Origin of the sequence: Rhizobium sp. AQ_MP (assembly GCF_014237835.1) — a bacterium.
Lineage (GTDB): Bacteria > Pseudomonadota > Alphaproteobacteria > Rhizobiales > Rhizobiaceae > Allorhizobium.
The window spans coordinates 160,161-176,519 of record NZ_JACJVI010000005.1 but is presented as its reverse complement, the minus strand read 5'-3'; the positions used below and the strand labels follow the sequence as shown (position 1 = coordinate 176,519).

At 62.4% G+C, this 16,359-nt stretch carries 17 protein-coding genes; 8 read left to right on the top strand and 9 right to left on the bottom strand.

Going from position 1 to position 16,359, the window contains the following annotated elements:
- Genes H6M51_RS10525 through H6M51_RS10500 form a run of 6 tightly spaced genes read right to left on the bottom strand, consistent with a single transcriptional unit; the run spans window position 1 to window position 5,403 of the window.
- Entirely contained in the window at window positions 1-1,644 is a 1,644-nt protein-coding gene (locus H6M51_RS10525) for a molybdopterin-binding/glycosyltransferase family 2 protein (protein WP_185809809.1), read from the bottom strand.
- Window positions 1,641-2,357, bottom strand: a complete 717-nt coding sequence (locus H6M51_RS10520) for an XdhC family protein (RefSeq protein WP_185809808.1) — start codon at window positions 2,355-2,357, stop codon at window positions 1,641-1,643. Before H6M51_RS10520 ends, H6M51_RS10525 begins: the two co-directional genes overlap by 4 nt.
- On the bottom strand, window positions 2,357-2,686 hold the full coding sequence (locus H6M51_RS10515) for an XdhC family protein (protein WP_185809807.1): 330 nt from the start codon (window positions 2,684-2,686) through the stop codon (window positions 2,357-2,359). Before H6M51_RS10515 ends, H6M51_RS10520 begins: the two co-directional genes overlap by 1 nt.
- A complete protein-coding gene (locus H6M51_RS10510; protein ID WP_210314794.1) occupies window positions 2,683-3,957 on the bottom strand; it encodes a VWA domain-containing protein in 1,275 nt (424 codons plus the stop codon). The genes H6M51_RS10515 and H6M51_RS10510 overlap by 4 nt, the downstream gene beginning before the upstream one ends.
- A gap of 1 nt (window position 3,958) precedes the next feature.
- On the bottom strand, window positions 3,959-4,891 hold the full coding sequence (locus H6M51_RS10505) for a MoxR family ATPase (protein WP_185809806.1): 933 nt from the start codon (window positions 4,889-4,891) through the stop codon (window positions 3,959-3,961).
- A gap of 26 nt (window positions 4,892-4,917) precedes the next feature.
- Window positions 4,918-5,403: a flavin reductase gene (locus H6M51_RS10500; protein ID WP_185809947.1), complete on the bottom strand. Its 486-nt coding sequence runs from the start codon at window positions 5,401-5,403 to the stop codon at window positions 4,918-4,920.
- Window positions 5,404-5,567: 164 nt separating this feature from the next.
- Between H6M51_RS10500 and H6M51_RS10495 the strand changes: the two genes are divergently transcribed.
- Window positions 5,568-6,662 carry an ABC transporter substrate-binding protein gene (locus H6M51_RS10495; RefSeq protein ID WP_185809805.1) on the top strand — a complete coding sequence of 365 codons (1,095 nt, stop codon included), beginning with the start codon at window positions 5,568-5,570 and terminating at the stop codon, window positions 6,660-6,662.
- Window positions 6,663-6,671: 9 nt separating this feature from the next.
- Here the strand turns inward: H6M51_RS10495 and H6M51_RS10490 are convergent, their stop codons facing one another.
- Complete coding sequence (locus tag H6M51_RS10490) at window positions 6,672-7,436, bottom strand: SDR family NAD(P)-dependent oxidoreductase (protein ID WP_185809804.1); 765 nt, start codon at window positions 7,434-7,436, stop codon at window positions 6,672-6,674.
- A 173-nt stretch (window positions 7,437-7,609) separates the two neighbouring features.
- Here H6M51_RS10490 and rpe point away from each other — a divergent pair, with 173 nt between their 5' ends.
- The 4 genes from rpe to H6M51_RS10470 all read left to right on the top strand — a co-directional run bounded on the left by rpe (window position 7,610) and on the right by H6M51_RS10470 (window position 10,584).
- Complete coding sequence (gene rpe / locus H6M51_RS10485; protein ID WP_185809803.1) at window positions 7,610-8,287, top strand: ribulose-phosphate 3-epimerase; 678 nt, start codon at window positions 7,610-7,612, stop codon at window positions 8,285-8,287.
- A gap of 36 nt (window positions 8,288-8,323) precedes the next feature.
- On the top strand, window positions 8,324-8,848 hold the full coding sequence (locus H6M51_RS10480; protein WP_246780471.1) for a hypothetical protein: 525 nt from the start codon (window positions 8,324-8,326) through the stop codon (window positions 8,846-8,848).
- Between the two features lie 64 nt (window positions 8,849-8,912).
- Window positions 8,913-10,214 carry an adenylosuccinate lyase gene (purB, locus tag H6M51_RS10475; RefSeq protein ID WP_185809802.1) on the top strand — a complete coding sequence of 434 codons (1,302 nt, stop codon included), beginning with the start codon at window positions 8,913-8,915 and terminating at the stop codon, window positions 10,212-10,214.
- 79 nt (window positions 10,215-10,293) lie between these two features.
- Window positions 10,294-10,584 (top strand): hypothetical protein, encoded by a 291-nt coding sequence (locus tag H6M51_RS10470; RefSeq protein WP_185809801.1) that lies wholly within the window; start codon window positions 10,294-10,296, stop codon window positions 10,582-10,584.
- 10 nt (window positions 10,585-10,594) lie between these two features.
- On the opposite strand, the gene H6M51_RS10465 is transcribed toward H6M51_RS10470, so the two are convergent.
- Complete coding sequence (locus H6M51_RS10465; protein WP_185809800.1) at window positions 10,595-11,386, bottom strand: DUF2189 domain-containing protein; 792 nt, start codon at window positions 11,384-11,386, stop codon at window positions 10,595-10,597.
- Window positions 11,387-11,763: 377 nt separating this feature from the next.
- Here H6M51_RS10465 and H6M51_RS10460 point away from each other — a divergent pair, with 377 nt between their 5' ends.
- Together H6M51_RS10460 and H6M51_RS10455 are read left to right on the top strand one after the other, a co-directional pair.
- Window positions 11,764-12,318 (top strand): alpha/beta hydrolase, encoded by a 555-nt coding sequence (locus H6M51_RS10460; protein ID WP_185809799.1) that lies wholly within the window; start codon window positions 11,764-11,766, stop codon window positions 12,316-12,318.
- A gap of 145 nt (window positions 12,319-12,463) precedes the next feature.
- Window positions 12,464-14,983 (top strand): bifunctional diguanylate cyclase/phosphodiesterase, encoded by a 2,520-nt coding sequence (locus H6M51_RS10455; RefSeq protein WP_246780470.1) that lies wholly within the window; start codon window positions 12,464-12,466, stop codon window positions 14,981-14,983.
- A 38-nt stretch (window positions 14,984-15,021) separates the two neighbouring features.
- Here the strand turns inward: H6M51_RS10455 and H6M51_RS10450 are convergent, their stop codons facing one another.
- Entirely contained in the window at window positions 15,022-15,336 is a 315-nt protein-coding gene (locus H6M51_RS10450; RefSeq protein WP_185809798.1) for a DUF1476 domain-containing protein, read from the bottom strand.
- Between the two features lie 243 nt (window positions 15,337-15,579).
- On the opposite strand from H6M51_RS10450, the gene purC reads away from it, so the two are divergent.
- The gene (gene purC / locus H6M51_RS10445; RefSeq protein WP_185809797.1) at window positions 15,580-16,344 is read left to right on the top strand and encodes a phosphoribosylaminoimidazolesuccinocarboxamide synthase; all 765 of its coding nucleotides are present in this window, start codon (window positions 15,580-15,582) and stop codon (window positions 16,342-16,344) included.
- Window positions 16,345-16,359: the final 15 nt, after the last annotated feature.

The window sequence follows — 16,359 nt, the reverse complement described above, 5'->3', positions numbered from 1 at the left end:
TCAGCCTCTCAGGATGCCGCCTGCCGCGAGAATAGCCTCGGGGGTATCGACATCAAGACGCGCGGCAGGTCCAATTTCGACATCGATCACGGCAAGCCCCGAACTTTCAATCACAGGTCGGGCGCCGATATCGCCTTCGAGCGCCTTCAAGGCTTCGAAGGTTGCGGCCGGCAGGATGACCGGATTGCCCCGCTGCCCGTCGGAGACTGCGCGCACAATCGCCTTGCCGCCCGATTTCCCATAGGCACGGGCGAGTGCCGCGATATCGGCGGCGGAGACATTCGGCATGTCGGCCAGCAGAATCATCATGCCGGCAATGCCCTTCGCCTCGACGGCAGCAAGCCCGGCCTTGAGCGATGTCGCCATACCGCTTGCAAAATCGGCATTCTCGACAAGCTCGACCGAGAGGCCGGCAAGAGCATCCGCAACTTCTGCGCTGCGGTAACCGGTAACGACGGCAACGGGGCCGATATTGGCCTCGATCGCCTGACGCACAGAACGCCGGACCAGTGGCTCGCCCTCGAATTCCGCCAAGAGCTTGTGGCGCCCCTCCTCACCCATCCGGCTGGCCCGTCCGGCAGCCAGCACGACGAGCCCAAGCGCCGCAGGATCGGGGTAAGCGGTCGCGGCAAGCCGCGGCAGCGGACGGCTAGGGATCTCCATCAGGAGACCTCCGACACCCCAGCCCGTCATTTCGGCCCGATCCGGCGGATGACCGGCAAGGATCCTGTTCAGCACCCAGTCAAAGCCGTTTTCCTTCGGCGAGCGGGCACAGCCGGGCGCGCCGATGACCTCGACATTACCGACATGCCCCAGAACGAGGAGATTGCCGGGATCGACGGGCAGACCGACCTGATCGACCACCCCACCGGCAAGGCGGATAGCAGCGGGAATGACGTCATCGGCATCGGCAACCGCAGACGCACCGAAGACGATGACGAGCGGCGGCTGACCGGCTTCCGCCTTGTCTTCCGCGAGTGCCGCCTTGATGGCCTCCGCCACCGCCTCGGCCCGATGCGCCACCCGGTCTTCGGAGACGATCCGGCTCTGCGAGGCGCCAAGTCGTGCCTCGAGCACGCGCGCGGTCTTGTCCATGACGGAGGCTTTGAGCGCGGGCAGCTGCGTGGCGATCAGATGCACGCGACGGGACTGATAGCCTGCCACTTGGAACACCGAACCATCAGTGAGGATCGAAGCCGCTGCCTCGACGCTGTGACCGGCAACCGCAAGCGGGATGATCTTGATCGTTGCGGCCAGATCACCGGCCCGCACGTCGGAGCGGTCCGAGAGGCAGGCAAGCGTGATGGCGGGATCGACACTGTTGAAACGATCAACCAGAGACTTGTCCGCGAGGAACAAGCCGTTTTCGCCGGCATAGAAGTTGACCCGCCCGGTCGAGGCCGGACTGCGGGAGAGACCCTGCAGCACAATCGCCGAGGACAGGATCTCGGCGGCCTCGTCTTCGGCGAGATCGCCCGGCTCCAGCCGGCAGGCAATCACCGTCGTTATGCCGGCTTCCTCCAGGCGAACGAGATCGGCCTGCTCAAGGCGATGGCCCTTCGGCAGCTTGCCGGAGGCGAGCGGCTGGGAATGCGCAAGGATCGCGCCCTTGGCCTCGCTGATCTCAACCGGACCGAACTTCACGGCGCGGCCTCGGCGGATGTCGCGGAACCAGAAAGGCTGCGGTGGCGCAGCGACTGGATGATTTCGGCAAGAATGGCGACCGCAATCTCCGCCGGCGTTGCCGCCCCGATATCAAGGCCGATCGGCGCACGAATGCTGTCGATGGCCGCAGAACCAAAACCCAGTGACGTTAGCCGTTCGACTCGTTTCGCATGCGTTTTGCGCGATCCGAGCGCGCCGACATAGAAGCAGCCCGCCTGCAGGGCGGCGATCAGGCCGGGATCGTCGATCTTCGGATCATGGGTGACGGCCACCATGGCGCTGTAGCGGTCGAGCGGTTGGGTGCCGAAGACCTCGTCCGGCCAGTCCGCCCTGAGATCGATGCCGGCAAAACGCTCCGGCGTGGCAAAGGCCGTGCGCGGATCGATGATCGTCACCGCAAAGCCTGACAGTGCGGCCATCGGCGCCAGCGCCTGGCTGATATGGACGGCCCCGATCACCACGATCCTTGGCGGTGGCAGATGCACGTTGAGGAACAGGCTCTTGCCTTCGATTTCGACGATCCCCGACTTGCCGGAGAGAAGCCGCGCACGGATTTCATTGCCCAGAGCATCCGGGGCAATCTGATCCTCGGTCACCAGTCGGGACGTCCCGGCGGTCAGGTCGCTCACCAGCACGGCCCCGCGTCGATCGCGTTTGGCGGCATTCAGCGCCGCAAGCGTTGCAACATCCATCAGCCGAGCCTTTCGACATGGACACGGATGCGACCACCACAGGAGAGGCCGACCCGCCAGGCGGTCTCGTCGGCAACCCCGAATTCGAGCATCTTAGCCTTGCCGCTTTCGATGACGTCGAGCGCTTCTGTGATCACCGCCCCCTCGACACAGCCGCCGGAGACCGAGCCCTCGAAATTACCCTCGCCGTCGATGACAAGATGGCTGCCGACCGGACGGGGCGCCGAGCCCCAGGTTTCGATGACGGTCGCAATGGCAACGGATCTTCCTGCGGCGTGCCAGGCCTCGGCAATCAAAAGGGGGTCGCGGGCGGACGTTTCGCTGTTCACGAGAGGCTCCTTTGAGAACCGAGATAACGCTTGGGATCGCAGTCCCGATCCGGAGCACCGGACAGAGACTGCACCAGATCCGACAGCGCTTCCAGATTGTGCACGGACCTGAGTTCGTGGACATGCGGCAGCATGGCCCTGACCCCACGGGCTCGTGCTTCGAAGCCGGCAAAGCGCAGGAGCGGATTGAGCCAGACGAGGCGGCGGCAGGAGCGGTGCAGACGGTCCGTCTCGCGCGCCAGGAGATCGACCTCGTCGCGTTCCAGCCCGTCGGTGATCAGCAACACCACGGCGCCCTGCCCCAGCACGCGCCGGCCCCAGTGGCGATTGAAAAGCTTGAGCGTCTCTCCGATCCGCGTACCGCCCGACCAGTCGGCCACGGCATCCGTGCACTGGGCGATCGCCTCGTCCGGATCGCGATGGCGAAGCTGACGCGAGACATTGGTGAGCCGCGTTCCGAAGAGGAAGGTATGCACACGGCGGCGGCGTTCGGTCAGAACATGCAGGAAATGCAGGAAGATGCGCGTATACTGGCTCATCGAGCCGGAGATATCGGCGAGTATGACGAGCGGTGGTGGCTGTTGTCGACGCTCTCGAAACTTCGGTAGCATCAGGTCGCCACCGGTTCGCAGCGACTGACGCACGGTGGCACGCGGATCGATGAGACGCCCCTTGGGTGAAGCCCTGTAGCGGCGCGTCTGAACGAGATCGAGCGGCATGGCGAGGCGTTCGATGGCGCGGCGTGCCTCATTTAACTCGCTTGCCGTCATCTGGCCGAAATCAAGCCGACGAAACACCTCCTGGCCTGAAACCGTGAGACGGGCATCAACCTCGACATCCGGCTCGTCGCGCGGCTTCGGCTCGCGTTTGCGGTCGGCAAACAGCGCATCGCTGACGCGCGCACCACCTGCCTTCGGCTTCTGCCGCTCTCCGATCGCCGCCACCGGCGACATCAGCTGGATCATCTTGCCGACGAGATCCCGTGAACGCCAGAAGATCGAAAAGGCCTCGTCGAAAACAGGCTGGTCCTCGTGCCGCTTGACGAAGATGGCGGAAAGCGCGGCATGGAATTCCACCCGCGAGCCGATGCCGATCGCGTCCACAGCGGCAATCGCATCGATCACGGCACCGGGCCCGGGCTTGAGGCCGGCCTTGCGCAGGACCCGGGCGAAATGCACGATATTGTCCGCGAGCCGTCCATCGCCCTTGACCGGCGGCGGCACGACGATGCCGTCGCGTCCACTGGCAGGATGCGGCCCGAAGCTTTCCATCTCAGCCGGCCTTCGCCAGAAGTTCGGCTTTCACCTCGGACAACAGCTTCTCGCCCTCGCTGCCCTGGATGCGGGCAATGTCCTCCTGGTATTTCAGAAGCGTGCCCAGCGTGTCTGCAATGGTCTCGGGATCAAGCGCCAGGCGGTCGAGCTCGGTCAGTGCCGTTGCCCAGTCGATCGTCTCGGCAATGCCGGGGTTCTTGAAGAGGTCTATGGTCCTCAGTTTCTGGACATAGGCGACGATCTGCCGGGAAAGTTGTTCGTTGCAGCCCTTCACCTTCCGACGGATGATCGCCAGTTCCTCAGCCGCTGCCGGATAGTCCACCCAGTGGTAGAGGCAGCGGCGCTTCAGGGCATCATGCACCTCGCGGGTACGGTTCGAGGTGACGATGACGATGGGCGGCTCGGCGGCCTTGACGGTCCCGAATTCCGGGATCGTCACCTGGAAATCAGAGAGCACTTCCAGGAGGAAGGCCTCGAAGGCTTCGTCGGTCCGATCGAGTTCGTCGATCAGGAAGACAGGTGCGCGGCCCGCCTCGCCCTGCAGAGCCTGGAGAACGGGCCGGCGGATCAGATAGCGTTCGGAGAAGATATCGTGTTCGAGCTTCGAACGATCCGACGTACCCGATGCTTCGGCCATGCGGATTTCCAGCATCTGCGCCGGATAGTTCCACTCGTAGACGGCAGAGCCAACGTCGAGGCCTTCGTAGCATTGCAGGCGGATCAGCGGTCGGTCGAGGGCCTTGGCCAGCACCTTGGCGACTTCGGTTTTGCCGACCCCCGCCTCGCCCTCGAGAAAGAGCGGCCGCTGCATCTTCAGCGCCAGAAACAGAACGGTCGCGAGCGGCCTGCCGGCCAGATAATCCTCAGCCGCAAGCAGATCGATGATGCCATCGATCGTCTCCGGCAGTGCCTTTCCCGAGGTCTCTGCCATATCTCCTCCCTTGGTCAAAAGGAAGCTTATAGCGTGCGATAGCCCCGGTCCAGATAGATGAGCGACGGCTCACGCGGACCGAAATGTACGGCCCTGACCTCGCCGAACAGCACCGTGTGGGTGCTCGTCACTTTCCGATCGGTGACAACGCAATCGAAAGCCGCGATAGCATCGGAAAGCACCGGCGAGCCGGTTTCAAGCACCTGCCATTCGGCCAGCGCAAAACGATCTTCGGAGGAGAGTTTGCCAAAGCCGGCAAAGGCATTGGCGAGATCCTGTTGATGGGCGGCCAGCGTGTTCAGCACGAAATGCGGGCTCTCGAACAGTACGGCATTGTTCGGATTGCTGTTGTTGAGGCAGGCCAGCACCATGGGCGGGCCGTCGGATACGGAACAGGCAGCGGTGATGGTCACACCACGGCGAATGCCCTCAAACTGCGTCGTCACGATCTGCACATGCCCCGCATACCGGCTCATGGCCTCGCGATAGACGACCGGATCCACACCTTGCATGCTCAAACTCACGTCTCCCCTTGGTATCTGCCCCACAAGACACCGCAATATGGGCCGCGGGTCTTATCTTTTCCACAACGCCATCACGATTTCGTTCTATCGGCTGGCGAATGACCGGAAAGCCAGCAATTCCAATCGCCTGCGCTTTCGGCTAGGATCGCGCCATGACACAAAGCCGACCGCGGACATCCTGGCTCTCGATCCCTCTTCTCTTGGCGCTGGGCGCTGGCCCGAGTGCGGCGGCAGAGCTCAAACTTGCCGTGGTGGCGCCGAAGACCGGCCCCTATGCCATTCTCGGCGACCAGGTGCGCCGGGGTGCAGCGCTGGCGGCTGACAAGCTGTCGATCGCCATCGTCGAAATCGACGAGAATTGCAGCGAAGGAAGCGGCAAGGCGGTGGCCGATGCTGTCACTGCTGCAGGCGCCAGGGCGGCGATCGGCTTCCTCTGCAGCGAGAGCCTGAAAGAGGCCCTGCCAGGCCTTGCCGAGGCCAGTGTTCCCGCCTTCACGCTGTCCGTGCGCTGGAAAGGGGTGATGGAAGACGCGATCAAGGAAGGCTGGCCGCTTTACCGCCTCGCACCCAATGGCGACCAGGAGGCAGCCAGGCTGTCAGAGATCATCCTGCGCGACTGGGCCGGCGAGCCCGTGGCTCTTCTCGAGGACGGGACGATCCGTGGCCGTGAACTCACCGAAGCGATCCGGATCAGCCTGGAGGAAAAGGGTCTGAAGCCGGCCTTCATCGACACCTTCCGCCCAGGCCAGGAACAGCAGCTGACTCTGGTCCGGCGGCTGAAAACCGCTGGCATCACCCATGCCTTTGTCGGCGGCGACCGCAATGACGTCTCGATCATCGCCCGCGATGCGAAGGCGGAAGCCCTGTCATTGACGCTGCTAGGCGGCGAAGCCATGCGCGCCGCCGACGAACCCGTTCCCCTGGAAGACGGCGTTCTGGCGGTCGGCCTCGTCGAAACGCCCGAAGGACCATCGGCAGCGGCGATCACCGCAGATTTCGCCGCGGCGAGCATTGCGCCGGAAGGCTATGTCCTGCCGGCCCATGCTGGCGTGACGATCCTGGCAGATGCCTGGGGCATATCCACCGCCATGGGAACGCCGATGAGCGATGCGCTGGTCGGCACCACCTTCGAAACCGCGATCGGCCCGATCGGCTTCGGAGACGATCACGAACTGACGGAAAATCCCTATCGCCTGCTCGAATGGCGCGACGACCGCTTCGTGGCCGTTCCCGAAAGGACGCAGTAAAGAGCCCTCTCAGTCGCGATAGGGCCAGAAGGCCTGGCTGAACACGCCGCCATCCACCCAGATCGTCTGGCCGGTGACGAAACCCGATTGCGAGCCAGCGAGGAAGAGGATGGGGCCTGCGATATCCTCTGGAGTTCCGACACGGCGCAGCGGTGTCACATCACCCCATGTCTTGGCATAGTCGGGAGCCTCGGCCTGGGTGCGCGCCGTCTCGATGGCGCCAGGCGCCACGCAATTGACCCTGATCTGGTGCGGCCCGAGCTCGACGGCAGACACTTTGGTCAGCTGCTCGATGCCCCCCTTGGAGGCGGTATAGTCGACGAGCTTCGGGAAGGCATGTTTGTTGCAGCCGGAGCCGAGATTGATGATCGAGCCGCCCTTGCCCGCCTCGACCATGCGGCGGGCGACACGCTGGGTGTTGAGAAAAGTGCCCTTGAGATTGGTGCTGATCACGGCATCCCAGCGCTCTTCGGGAAGCTCGAGCATCGAGGCCCAGGTCTGAATGCCGGCATTGTTGACCAGCACATCCGGCACCTGTCCCGCCCAGGCGGTCACCTCATCGAGAAAGGCCTCGATGGCAGCACTGTTGGCAACCTCGCATTCCCGGCCGATCGCCCGACCGCCGAGCGCTGCCGCTTCGGCCTCGACCTCTGTGGCGGCAGCATGCTGGGCGAGGTGGGTAAAGGCGACGTCATACCCTTCGCGCACGAAGGCCGAAACGAGGTGCCGGCCGATGCCGGAGCTGCCGCCGGTTATGATCGCGAACTTGGCCATGTCGTCCTCCCAGACTGCTTTGCTTGTCTCGAAGGGATGAAGGGCAGCTCGGCAATCGTCAAGGGCGCAACGCCCTCCGAGCGGCGGCGTCTCATTCGAAGGCATGGTTGCCGCCTACGGTGGCCGATGATATGCGGACGCAAACATTGATCCTGCCTGGCAAGGAGCCCCCGATGACCCGCCCCCTCCTGATTTCGCCCTCCATTCTCGCTGCCGATTTCTCCCGCCTCGGCGAAGAAGTGCGCGATGTCGTCGAGGCCGGTGCCGAATGGGTGCATCTCGACGTCATGGACGGCCATTTCGTGCCGAACATCTCCTTCGGTCCGGCCGTCATCAAGGCGCTGCGCCCCTGGACCAAGGCGGTCTTCGACTGCCACCTCATGATCGCGCCGGCCGATCCCTATCTCGCCGCCTTTGCCGATGCCGGCTGCGACATCATCACGGTGCATGCGGAAGCAGGGCCCCATCTGCATCGCTCGCTGCAGACCATTCGGGCACTTGGCAAGAAGGCCGGCGTCTCGATCAACCCGGCCACGCCGCTCTCCGTGCTCGAGCATGTGATGGATGATCTCGACCTGATCTTGATCATGAGTGTCAACCCGGGCTTTGGAGGCCAGAAATACATCCCCGCCATGACCGACAAGATTGCGCGCACCAAGGCCCTGATCGGCAACCGCCCGATCGATCTGGAAGTCGATGGCGGCGTGACGGCGGAGAATGCCGCCGAAATCGCCAAGGCCGGCGCGAATGCCCTGGTCGCGGGTTCCGCGATCTTCAAGGGCAAGGGCGTTGACGACTACCGCAAGACGGTCGACACTCTGCGAAAGGCAGCCGAAACCGGACGGGGCTGACAGGTCGCAGGGCACGGCGGAAGGGGATCAGGACAGTTGAACGCCACAGCCGCGCATCCCATGCCTGAGGGATCAGAGCGCTTCATCGCTCGTCTGCTTCCGCCCAAAGGCTTCTGGCTCGGCGGCGCAATCGGCTGGGCTCTTGCCATGGCGCTGAGCTTTCAGCTGTCGGTTCACCTCTTCGGTCGCGCGACCAGCAGCCATGACCTGGCGCTGACCCTGATCTATGGCTTTGGCGGCATGCTGGGATGGCTCGTGGCGCTGCCCTGCATCCGAGCTGTCACACACAAGGCCGCCCCGCAAACCGTTCTCGCAGCCTGGCTTCTTCTGCTCGGTGTCGTCACCGTTGGTGCGATCGCCGGTGTCTATGCGCTGCAATATCGAACCTTCTATGCCCATTGGCACGCGCCATTTCTCTCGCGCATCTGGGCCTATCAGCAGATTTTCACCACCGCGTCTGCCCTCTACCAGTTCGCCGTGCTCGGGCTGCGTCATCTGCTGCCGGCCGGATTGGCCATGCTTCTGGTGCTGAGCTTGGTGATGGCCCGTCGCAGCCGTTGAGCTTGCGGCCCCACTTTGCTAAGGGGGGCCAGCTTTTTGTGAAGTCCAACGAAAGACGAGCCCGATGATCCCGCGTTACTCCCGGCCGGAAATGGTCGCCATCTGGTCCCCCGAAACCAAGTTCCGCATCTGGTTCGAGATCGAGGCCCATGCCTGCGACGCGCTCGCCGATCTCGGCGTGATCCCGAAGGAATCCGCCCGCACCATCTGGGAAAAGGGCGGCCCGGCCGAATTCGACGTCGCCCGTATCGATGAGATCGAAGCCGTGACCAAGCACGACGTCATCGCCTTCCTGACCCATCTCGCCGAATTCATCGGTCCGGACAGCCGCTTCGTCCACCAGGGCATGACCTCGTCCGACGTGCTCGATACGACGCTGAACATTCAGCTGGTGCGCGCCGCCGACATCCTGCTCGCCGACATGGACCGCGTTCTGGCAGCTCTGAAGGCGCGCGCCTTGGAGCACAAGGACACGGTCCGCATCGGCCGCAGTCACGGCATCCATGCCGAGCCGACGACCATGGGCCTGACCTTTGCCCGCTTCTATGCCGAAATGGCCCGTAACCGTGACCGCCTCGTCAACGCCCGTGCGGAAGTCGCGACCGGCGCGATCTCCGGCGCCGTCGGCACCTTTGCCAATATCGACCCGCGCGTCGAGGAGCATGTCTGCGCCAAGCTCGGCCTCGTGCCGGAGCCGATCTCGACGCAGGTTATCCCGCGCGACCGCCATGCGATGTTCTTCGCCACCCTCGGCGTCATCGCCTCCTCGATCGAAAACGTCGCAATCGAAATCCGCCACATGCAGCGCACGGAAGTTCTGGAAGCGGAAGAATTCTTCTCGCCGGGCCAGAAGGGCTCGTCCGCCATGCCGCACAAGCGCAACCCGGTCCTGACCGAAAACCTGACCGGTCTCGCTCGCCTGGTACGCATGTCGGTGACCCCGGCGCTTGAAAACGTCGCCCTCTGGCACGAGCGTGACATCAGCCATTCGAGCGTCGAGCGCGCCATTGGCCCTGATACGACAATCACCCTCGACTTCGCCCTCAACCGTCTGGCGGGCGTCATCGAAAAGCTCGTGATTTACCCCGAGAACATGTTGAAGAACATGAACAAGTTCAAGGGCCTGGTGATGAGCCAGCGTGTGCTTCTGGCGCTGACGCAAGCCGGCGTCTCGCGCGAGGACAGCTATCGCCTCGTGCAGCGCAACGCGATGAAGGTCTGGGAAAAGGGTGCCGATTTCCTGGAAGAGCTGCTGGCCGACGAAGAGGTGCGCGCCGCCCTTTCGGAAGAGGATATCCGCGAAAAGTTCGACCTTGGCTATCACACCAAGCATGTCGACACGATCTTTGCTCGCGTCTTCGGCTGACACCCGGCGGTCGGGCATGGGACGATTGGACGGGCGCGGAGACATTCGCGCCCGTTTTGATTGAAGGGGGGAGTGAATCATGCCGCACCTGTCACGCCTCCTGCTGTCGGCGATCCCTGTTCTGGCGATTTTCGGCCTGCTTCTATTGCGGGGAAGCGGCTACGAATGGATGGCGGAGCTTGAGCCCGGTCTAGATCCCTCGGCAATCGAGACCGATGGCAGCCGCGCGCTTGTCCGCAATTTTCTGCTTGGTGCAGCGCTGGGAACATCGGCGCTTATGGCGATCGCCAAGAGGACGAGAGGCGCGCAGATACTGCCCCTCGTCTGGGCGGTTCTCGCAACGGTGGCCTATATCTTCAGCAGCACTTGAGGCTGCCGCCCTAAACCACCAGCCGGCGATAGAAGTGCCAGGTCGCATGGCCGAGCACGGGCACGATGACGATCAAGCCGACCATCAGCGTTGCCATCCCGATCGCCAGAAGCGCGGCGACCATGAGGCCCCAGAGGGCGACCGGAACCGGGTTGGCAAGGCTCGCCCTGACCGACGTCGAGACTGCCGAAGCAGCGCCGCAATCACGATCCAAGAGCATTGGAAAAGCCACGAGGCTGATCAGAAGAGCGACCAGCGCAAGGGCAAAACCGATCGCGTTGCTCCAGAAAAGGAAGACGCCCGCGTTGGGGTGATCGAAGACGCCACTGGCAAAGGCAAACAGGCCTGGTGCCGGGTAATCGCCGATCATCGAGAGATACAATCCCCGGGCAACCACCAGCCATATCATGAACAGCGTCACAAGATAGGCGCTCATCATCAGGAGCGACGGAAGGGAGGGTGACTTCAGGAGGTCGAGGACGCTGGACCAGTCGGCGGGCTGTCCAAGTTCACGGCGCCGGCTGATTTCCATCAGACCCAGTGCAAGAAGCGGACCCAGCAAGGCAAATCCCGTCAGGAGCGGATAAACCATCGGCAACAGTTCGACGCCGGCGCTCCAGCCGATCATGATCGCACCGGCAATCGGATAGATAAGTGCGACGAAGGCGTAGTGTGAAGGCTTTTCGCGAAAATCCTCATAACCTTCGCGTAACGCGGAAAACACGTCCGACACGCCGATTTTGCGCACTGCCGGACGTATGATGGTGCCGGTGGCACCTGTCATGACATGAAATGTCGACATTCTCACTTCCTCCTCGAGCAACAGGGTCTGCAAGCTGCAAAGTGAAATGCGTGGGCGGCATCGGGCCGAAGCGGTCGCGACGTCGCGCCGTCATTCTCAGGGCCTAGGCTCCTCCGCCCACAACGCCGAGAGAATTAAGTGATTAGGTTATCAGCTAATGGCCTTTCTGTCGCGCAGCATCGGCGCACGAAGCCGTGAACGCGCAACGCGGAGCAGGCTGCCGGGAAAACCGCATAAGTTCGCGGTTCCAAAAGCGGCCTGCAAGCCCTCAGAAGCCAAGACAAGTCTCGCCAAAGCCCACCTCGAAGCGGATTTTCCGCCGCCAAAATATCCTCCAAAATCTTGACGTCTCCGCATCGGGACAGCAGATAGGGGCCATGAAAGTCTCTGAAGCCGAAATTCTAATCGTCCCGGGCTATACCAACTCCGGACCTGACCACTGGCAGACGCGCTGGGAGCAAAAGCTCTCCACGGCGCGACGCGTCGAGCAGGCGGAGTGGTCCAAGCCTGTGCGCGAAGACTGGGTGGCCCGCGTCGCGGACGAAGTCAACGCGGCTACCAAGCCTGTCGTTTTGGTCGGCCATTCGCTTGGCATACCGGCGATCGTACATGCCATCCCGGAGATGAAGAAGAAGGTTGCCGGCGCTTTCCTGGTAGCGCCACCGGACGTGGCCAACCCGGAGATTCGCCCGAAGCATCTGATGACTTTCGGGCCGTATCCGCGCCTGCCCCTGCCCTTCCCATCGATCATGATCGCGAGCCGCAATGATCCGTTCGGAGAGTATGCCCATGCAGAGGACATTGCCAACGCCTGGGGCTCTTTCCTGATCGACGCCGGTGAATCAGGTCACATCAACGCCGAGTCCGGCCACGGCCCCTGGCCGGAGGGCACGATGGTGTTTGCCCAGTTCCTCGGCCGCCTGCAGCCGTGACAGGTGGCCGCGCCGCCCGGCCCCAGATGCGGGCGGAAGCTTACCAATTGCAAAGACCGCGTTAATTGTCGTCCTGGTAAGCCCAGCTTAAATCCTTCTTAAGTGCGCAGCCCTAGACTTCCTGCAACTTTGCGAAGCCAGGAGCATGAATTTGCGCCCAGAAGCTGCCATCCCCACCAATCCTGGCGCGGGTGGACTTGAAATTTCCAACATACCCTGGCCTGCAGCATGGCTTGATCCCGACGGTATCATCCGTGCGATGAACGAAGCCATGTGCCGGGCGACCGAAGGCGTGATCGCGAGGGGCGACAACATCGTCGCGTGGTTCGCCCGAGCAGATGCCGCGAAAATGGTCCTGGCGCTCAGCCGGCTGATGGACGGCACGCCCTCGACGCTTGAGGTCGCTACCCAGGGCAGGAATCAACAACACTTTATCGCCACCCTCACCGGCCCGGAAACCCTGGGCGCGGGTCATGCATCGACCCTGCTTCAGCTCAACGACATCACCGAACTTCGCCGGGAACTCACTGAGGTTCAGGAGCGCGAAAGCCGCTGGAACCACGCGCTGGTCGGCTCCACTTCGGGTGTCTGGGATCAGCGCAGCTCCGGGGACTATTACTATTCCAGCATATGGCGCCAGATCCGCGGCATGGGTCCCGATGACCCCTTTCCGCCGACCATGGAAGCCTGGCTCGAACTTGTGCACCCGCAGGATCGCGAACGGGTCGTCCACTGCATCGAACGCCAGAATGCCGGCGATCCCGACTACAGCGTGTTTCAGTATCGCGAACTGCACAGGGACGGCCACTATGTCTGGATCGAATGCCGCGGCGCCTGCGTCGAGCGCGACGAAGACGGCAATCCTGCCCGCATCATCGGCACGGACACCGACATCAGCACCCGCAAGCAGCAGGAAGAATGGCTGGAAAGCCTGTCTCGCCGACTGAAACTGGCGATCGACATCTCCGGGATCGGCATTTTCGAAACAGATTTCGAGGCAGGGACCAGCGAGTGGGACGAAGGCATGCGGCGCATTTTCGAGGTCGATCACGACCGCGACGTGCCGATCGGCGGCTTCTGGGAAAGCAAGCTGCACCCGGATGATCGAAGCCGCACACTCGCCCATGTTGCCGCAAAGATTGCCGAGCTCAAGCCATTCACCGACAACTACCGCATCATCGCCAGGGACGGCAGCATCCGCTACATCCGGTCAAACAGCCTGCCCTTCATGGATCATGATGGCCGGTTGAAGCTGATCGGCGTCAACTGGGACGTCACCGAAGACCAACGCCTGCGACAGGAACTGGAACAGCAGAAGACGCTCGCCGAGGCACGCAACGCCGAACTTGAACGGACGAGGCTGGAGGCCGAGCACTCGGCCCTGCACGACTATCTCACGGGCCTGCCGAACCGCCGTTATCTCGAAATGAAGCTGGAGGAATGGCGCGCCGGCAACGGCACGCTGGGCTCCGGCATTGCCGCGCTTCACATCGACCTCGACCGGTTCAAGCAGATCAACGACACGCTTGGCCACGGCGCCGGTGACGCCATGCTGACGCTCGCCGCCAGGATCTTGCGCGAGAACATCCGTGCTGCCGATTTTGCTGCCAGAATAGGCGGGGACGAATTCGTCGTTCTCATCGATCACGATGGCTCGTCTGCGACCCTGGCTGCCGTGGCAAGCCGGATCATTTCGCAGATGCGCCAGCCCGCATGGTATCACGGTCAGGAATGCCGGTTCGGCGCCAGCATCGGCATCGCGCACACGATGACGCGCAAAATCGACCCGAAGCAGTTGCTACAGAACGCCGACATCGCCCTCTACAAGGCAAAAAATCTCGGGCGGAACCGCTATGAATTCTACGCCCCGGCCAGCCGAACCCTGATTGCCGATAGCAGCCGCATGTCGAGCGAGCTGCTGCGCGCACTGGAAAATGACGAAATCTTCCCGCACTACCAGCTGCAGTTCGATGCCAAAACACGCAAGATCGTGGGCGCCGAATGCCTTGCCCGTTGGCGCCACCCCACACGCGGCATTCTCGGCCCCGACAAGTTCCTGGCGATTGCCGAGGAATACGGCGTACTTGCCCAGATCGACGGGCTGATACTCGAAAAGTCGCTCCGCGATCTTGAGGCCTGGCGCTCGGAAGGCATCGCACCGCCGAAGATCTCGGTGAATGTCTCCGCTCGCCGCCTCACGGATCCGGACCTTGCCCGCGGCCTGGCCGATCTCGACATCACGCCAGGGACGGTCTCATTCGAGCTTCTCGAAAGCGTTTTCCTCGACCGGCAGGATTCCGCGGTGATGAGCAATCTCGACACGCTCCGCAGGCTCGCAATCCAGATTGAAATCGACGATTTCGGCACCGGCCATGCCTCGATCGTCGGACTGCTGAACCTGAAACCGACCACGCTCAAGATCGACAGGCAGTTGATCGAGAACGTGCCCGAAAGCCAGGAGCAACGGGTTCTCGTCAAGTCGATCATCCAGATCGCCCGCTCTCTGGGGATCAAGGTGACGGCCGAGGGCGTGGAGACGGAAGAACACGCACGAATCCTCGCGCGCCTCGGCTGCGATGTCCTGCAGGGCTACGGAATGGCGCGACCGGCAGGCTTTGCCGACGTGACGACGCTGCTCCGAAACAGAAAACCCGCCCTGGCCTGAGCCGGGCGGGTTCCTTCAGACTGCTTGTCGAAGAACGATCAGGCGTTCTGGATCTGGTCGATCGCCTGGCCGAGGAACTCGATCATCTTGGCGCGCAGCTCTTCGTCGGTGATCGACACGCCGCCGGCCGTCAGATCGGCCTTGACCTTCCGAATCACGTCTTCGTCACCGGCTTCTTCGAAATCTGCGGCAACCACTTCCTTGGCATAGGCGTCCGGATCAGCCTTGCCGAGCAGACCAGCGGCCCAGAGACCGACAAGCTTGTTGCGGCGGGCTTCTGCCTTGAAGCGCAGTTCCTGGTCGTGGGCAAACTTGTTTTCGAAGGCCTTTTCGCGATCATTCATGCCGCTCATATCGATCTCCCGTTATACGCCGTCATTGTGCGGTTTGGTTTCCCCATTAATCAAAAGGGAGTACAAAGTGCAATGCAAACTTCCGCGATTCCGGGTGAGTCTCTGAAGGCGCGACGTTTTGGCAGGAAGGGGTGATCTGCGCATTGTGAAAACCGAGGTTTTCCGTTATGGGACCGCTTCAATGACCGATCCACTGCATCCGCGCGTCAGGCGCCTTGATGCCAACAACAGAGAAAACAACCCATGAACCGTCGCCGCCGCGTTTACGAGGGCAAGGCAAAGATCCTCTATGAAGGTCCCGAGCCCGGCACGCTGATCCAGTTCTTCAAGGATGATGCAACGGCATTCAACAAGAAGAAGCATGAAGTCATCGACGGAAAAGGCGTTCTGAACAACCGCATCTCTGAATACGTCTTCACGCATCTGAACAAGATCGGCATACCCACACATTTCATCCGCCGCATGAACATGCGCGAGCAGCTGATCAAGGAAGTCGAGATCATCCCGCTTGAGATCGTCGTGCGCAATGTCGCCGCAGGCTCGCTTTCGACCCGCCTCGGCATCGAGGAAGGCATCGTCTTGCCGCGCTCGATCATCGAATTCTACTACAAGTCCGACGCGCTCGGCGACCCCATGGTGTCCGAAGAGCACATCACCGCCTTCGGCTGGGCCAACCCTGCCGAACTCGATGACATCATGGCACTTGCCATCCGCGTCAACGATTTCCTCTCCGGCCTCTTCCTCGGCATCGGCATCCAGCTCGTCGACTTCAAGATCGAATGCGGCCGCCTTTACGAGGGCGACATGATGCGCATCATCCTGGCCGACGAAATCTCGCCGGACAGCTGCCGCCTCTGGGACATCGAGACTCGCGAGAAGCTCGACAAGGACCGCTTCCGCCACGATATGGGCGGCCTGCTCGAGGCCTACCAGGAAGTTGCCCGCCGTCTGGGCATCATGAATGAAAACGAACCGGTGCGCGGCACTGGCCCGGTTCTCGTCAAGTAAGCTTTGGAGAAGAGA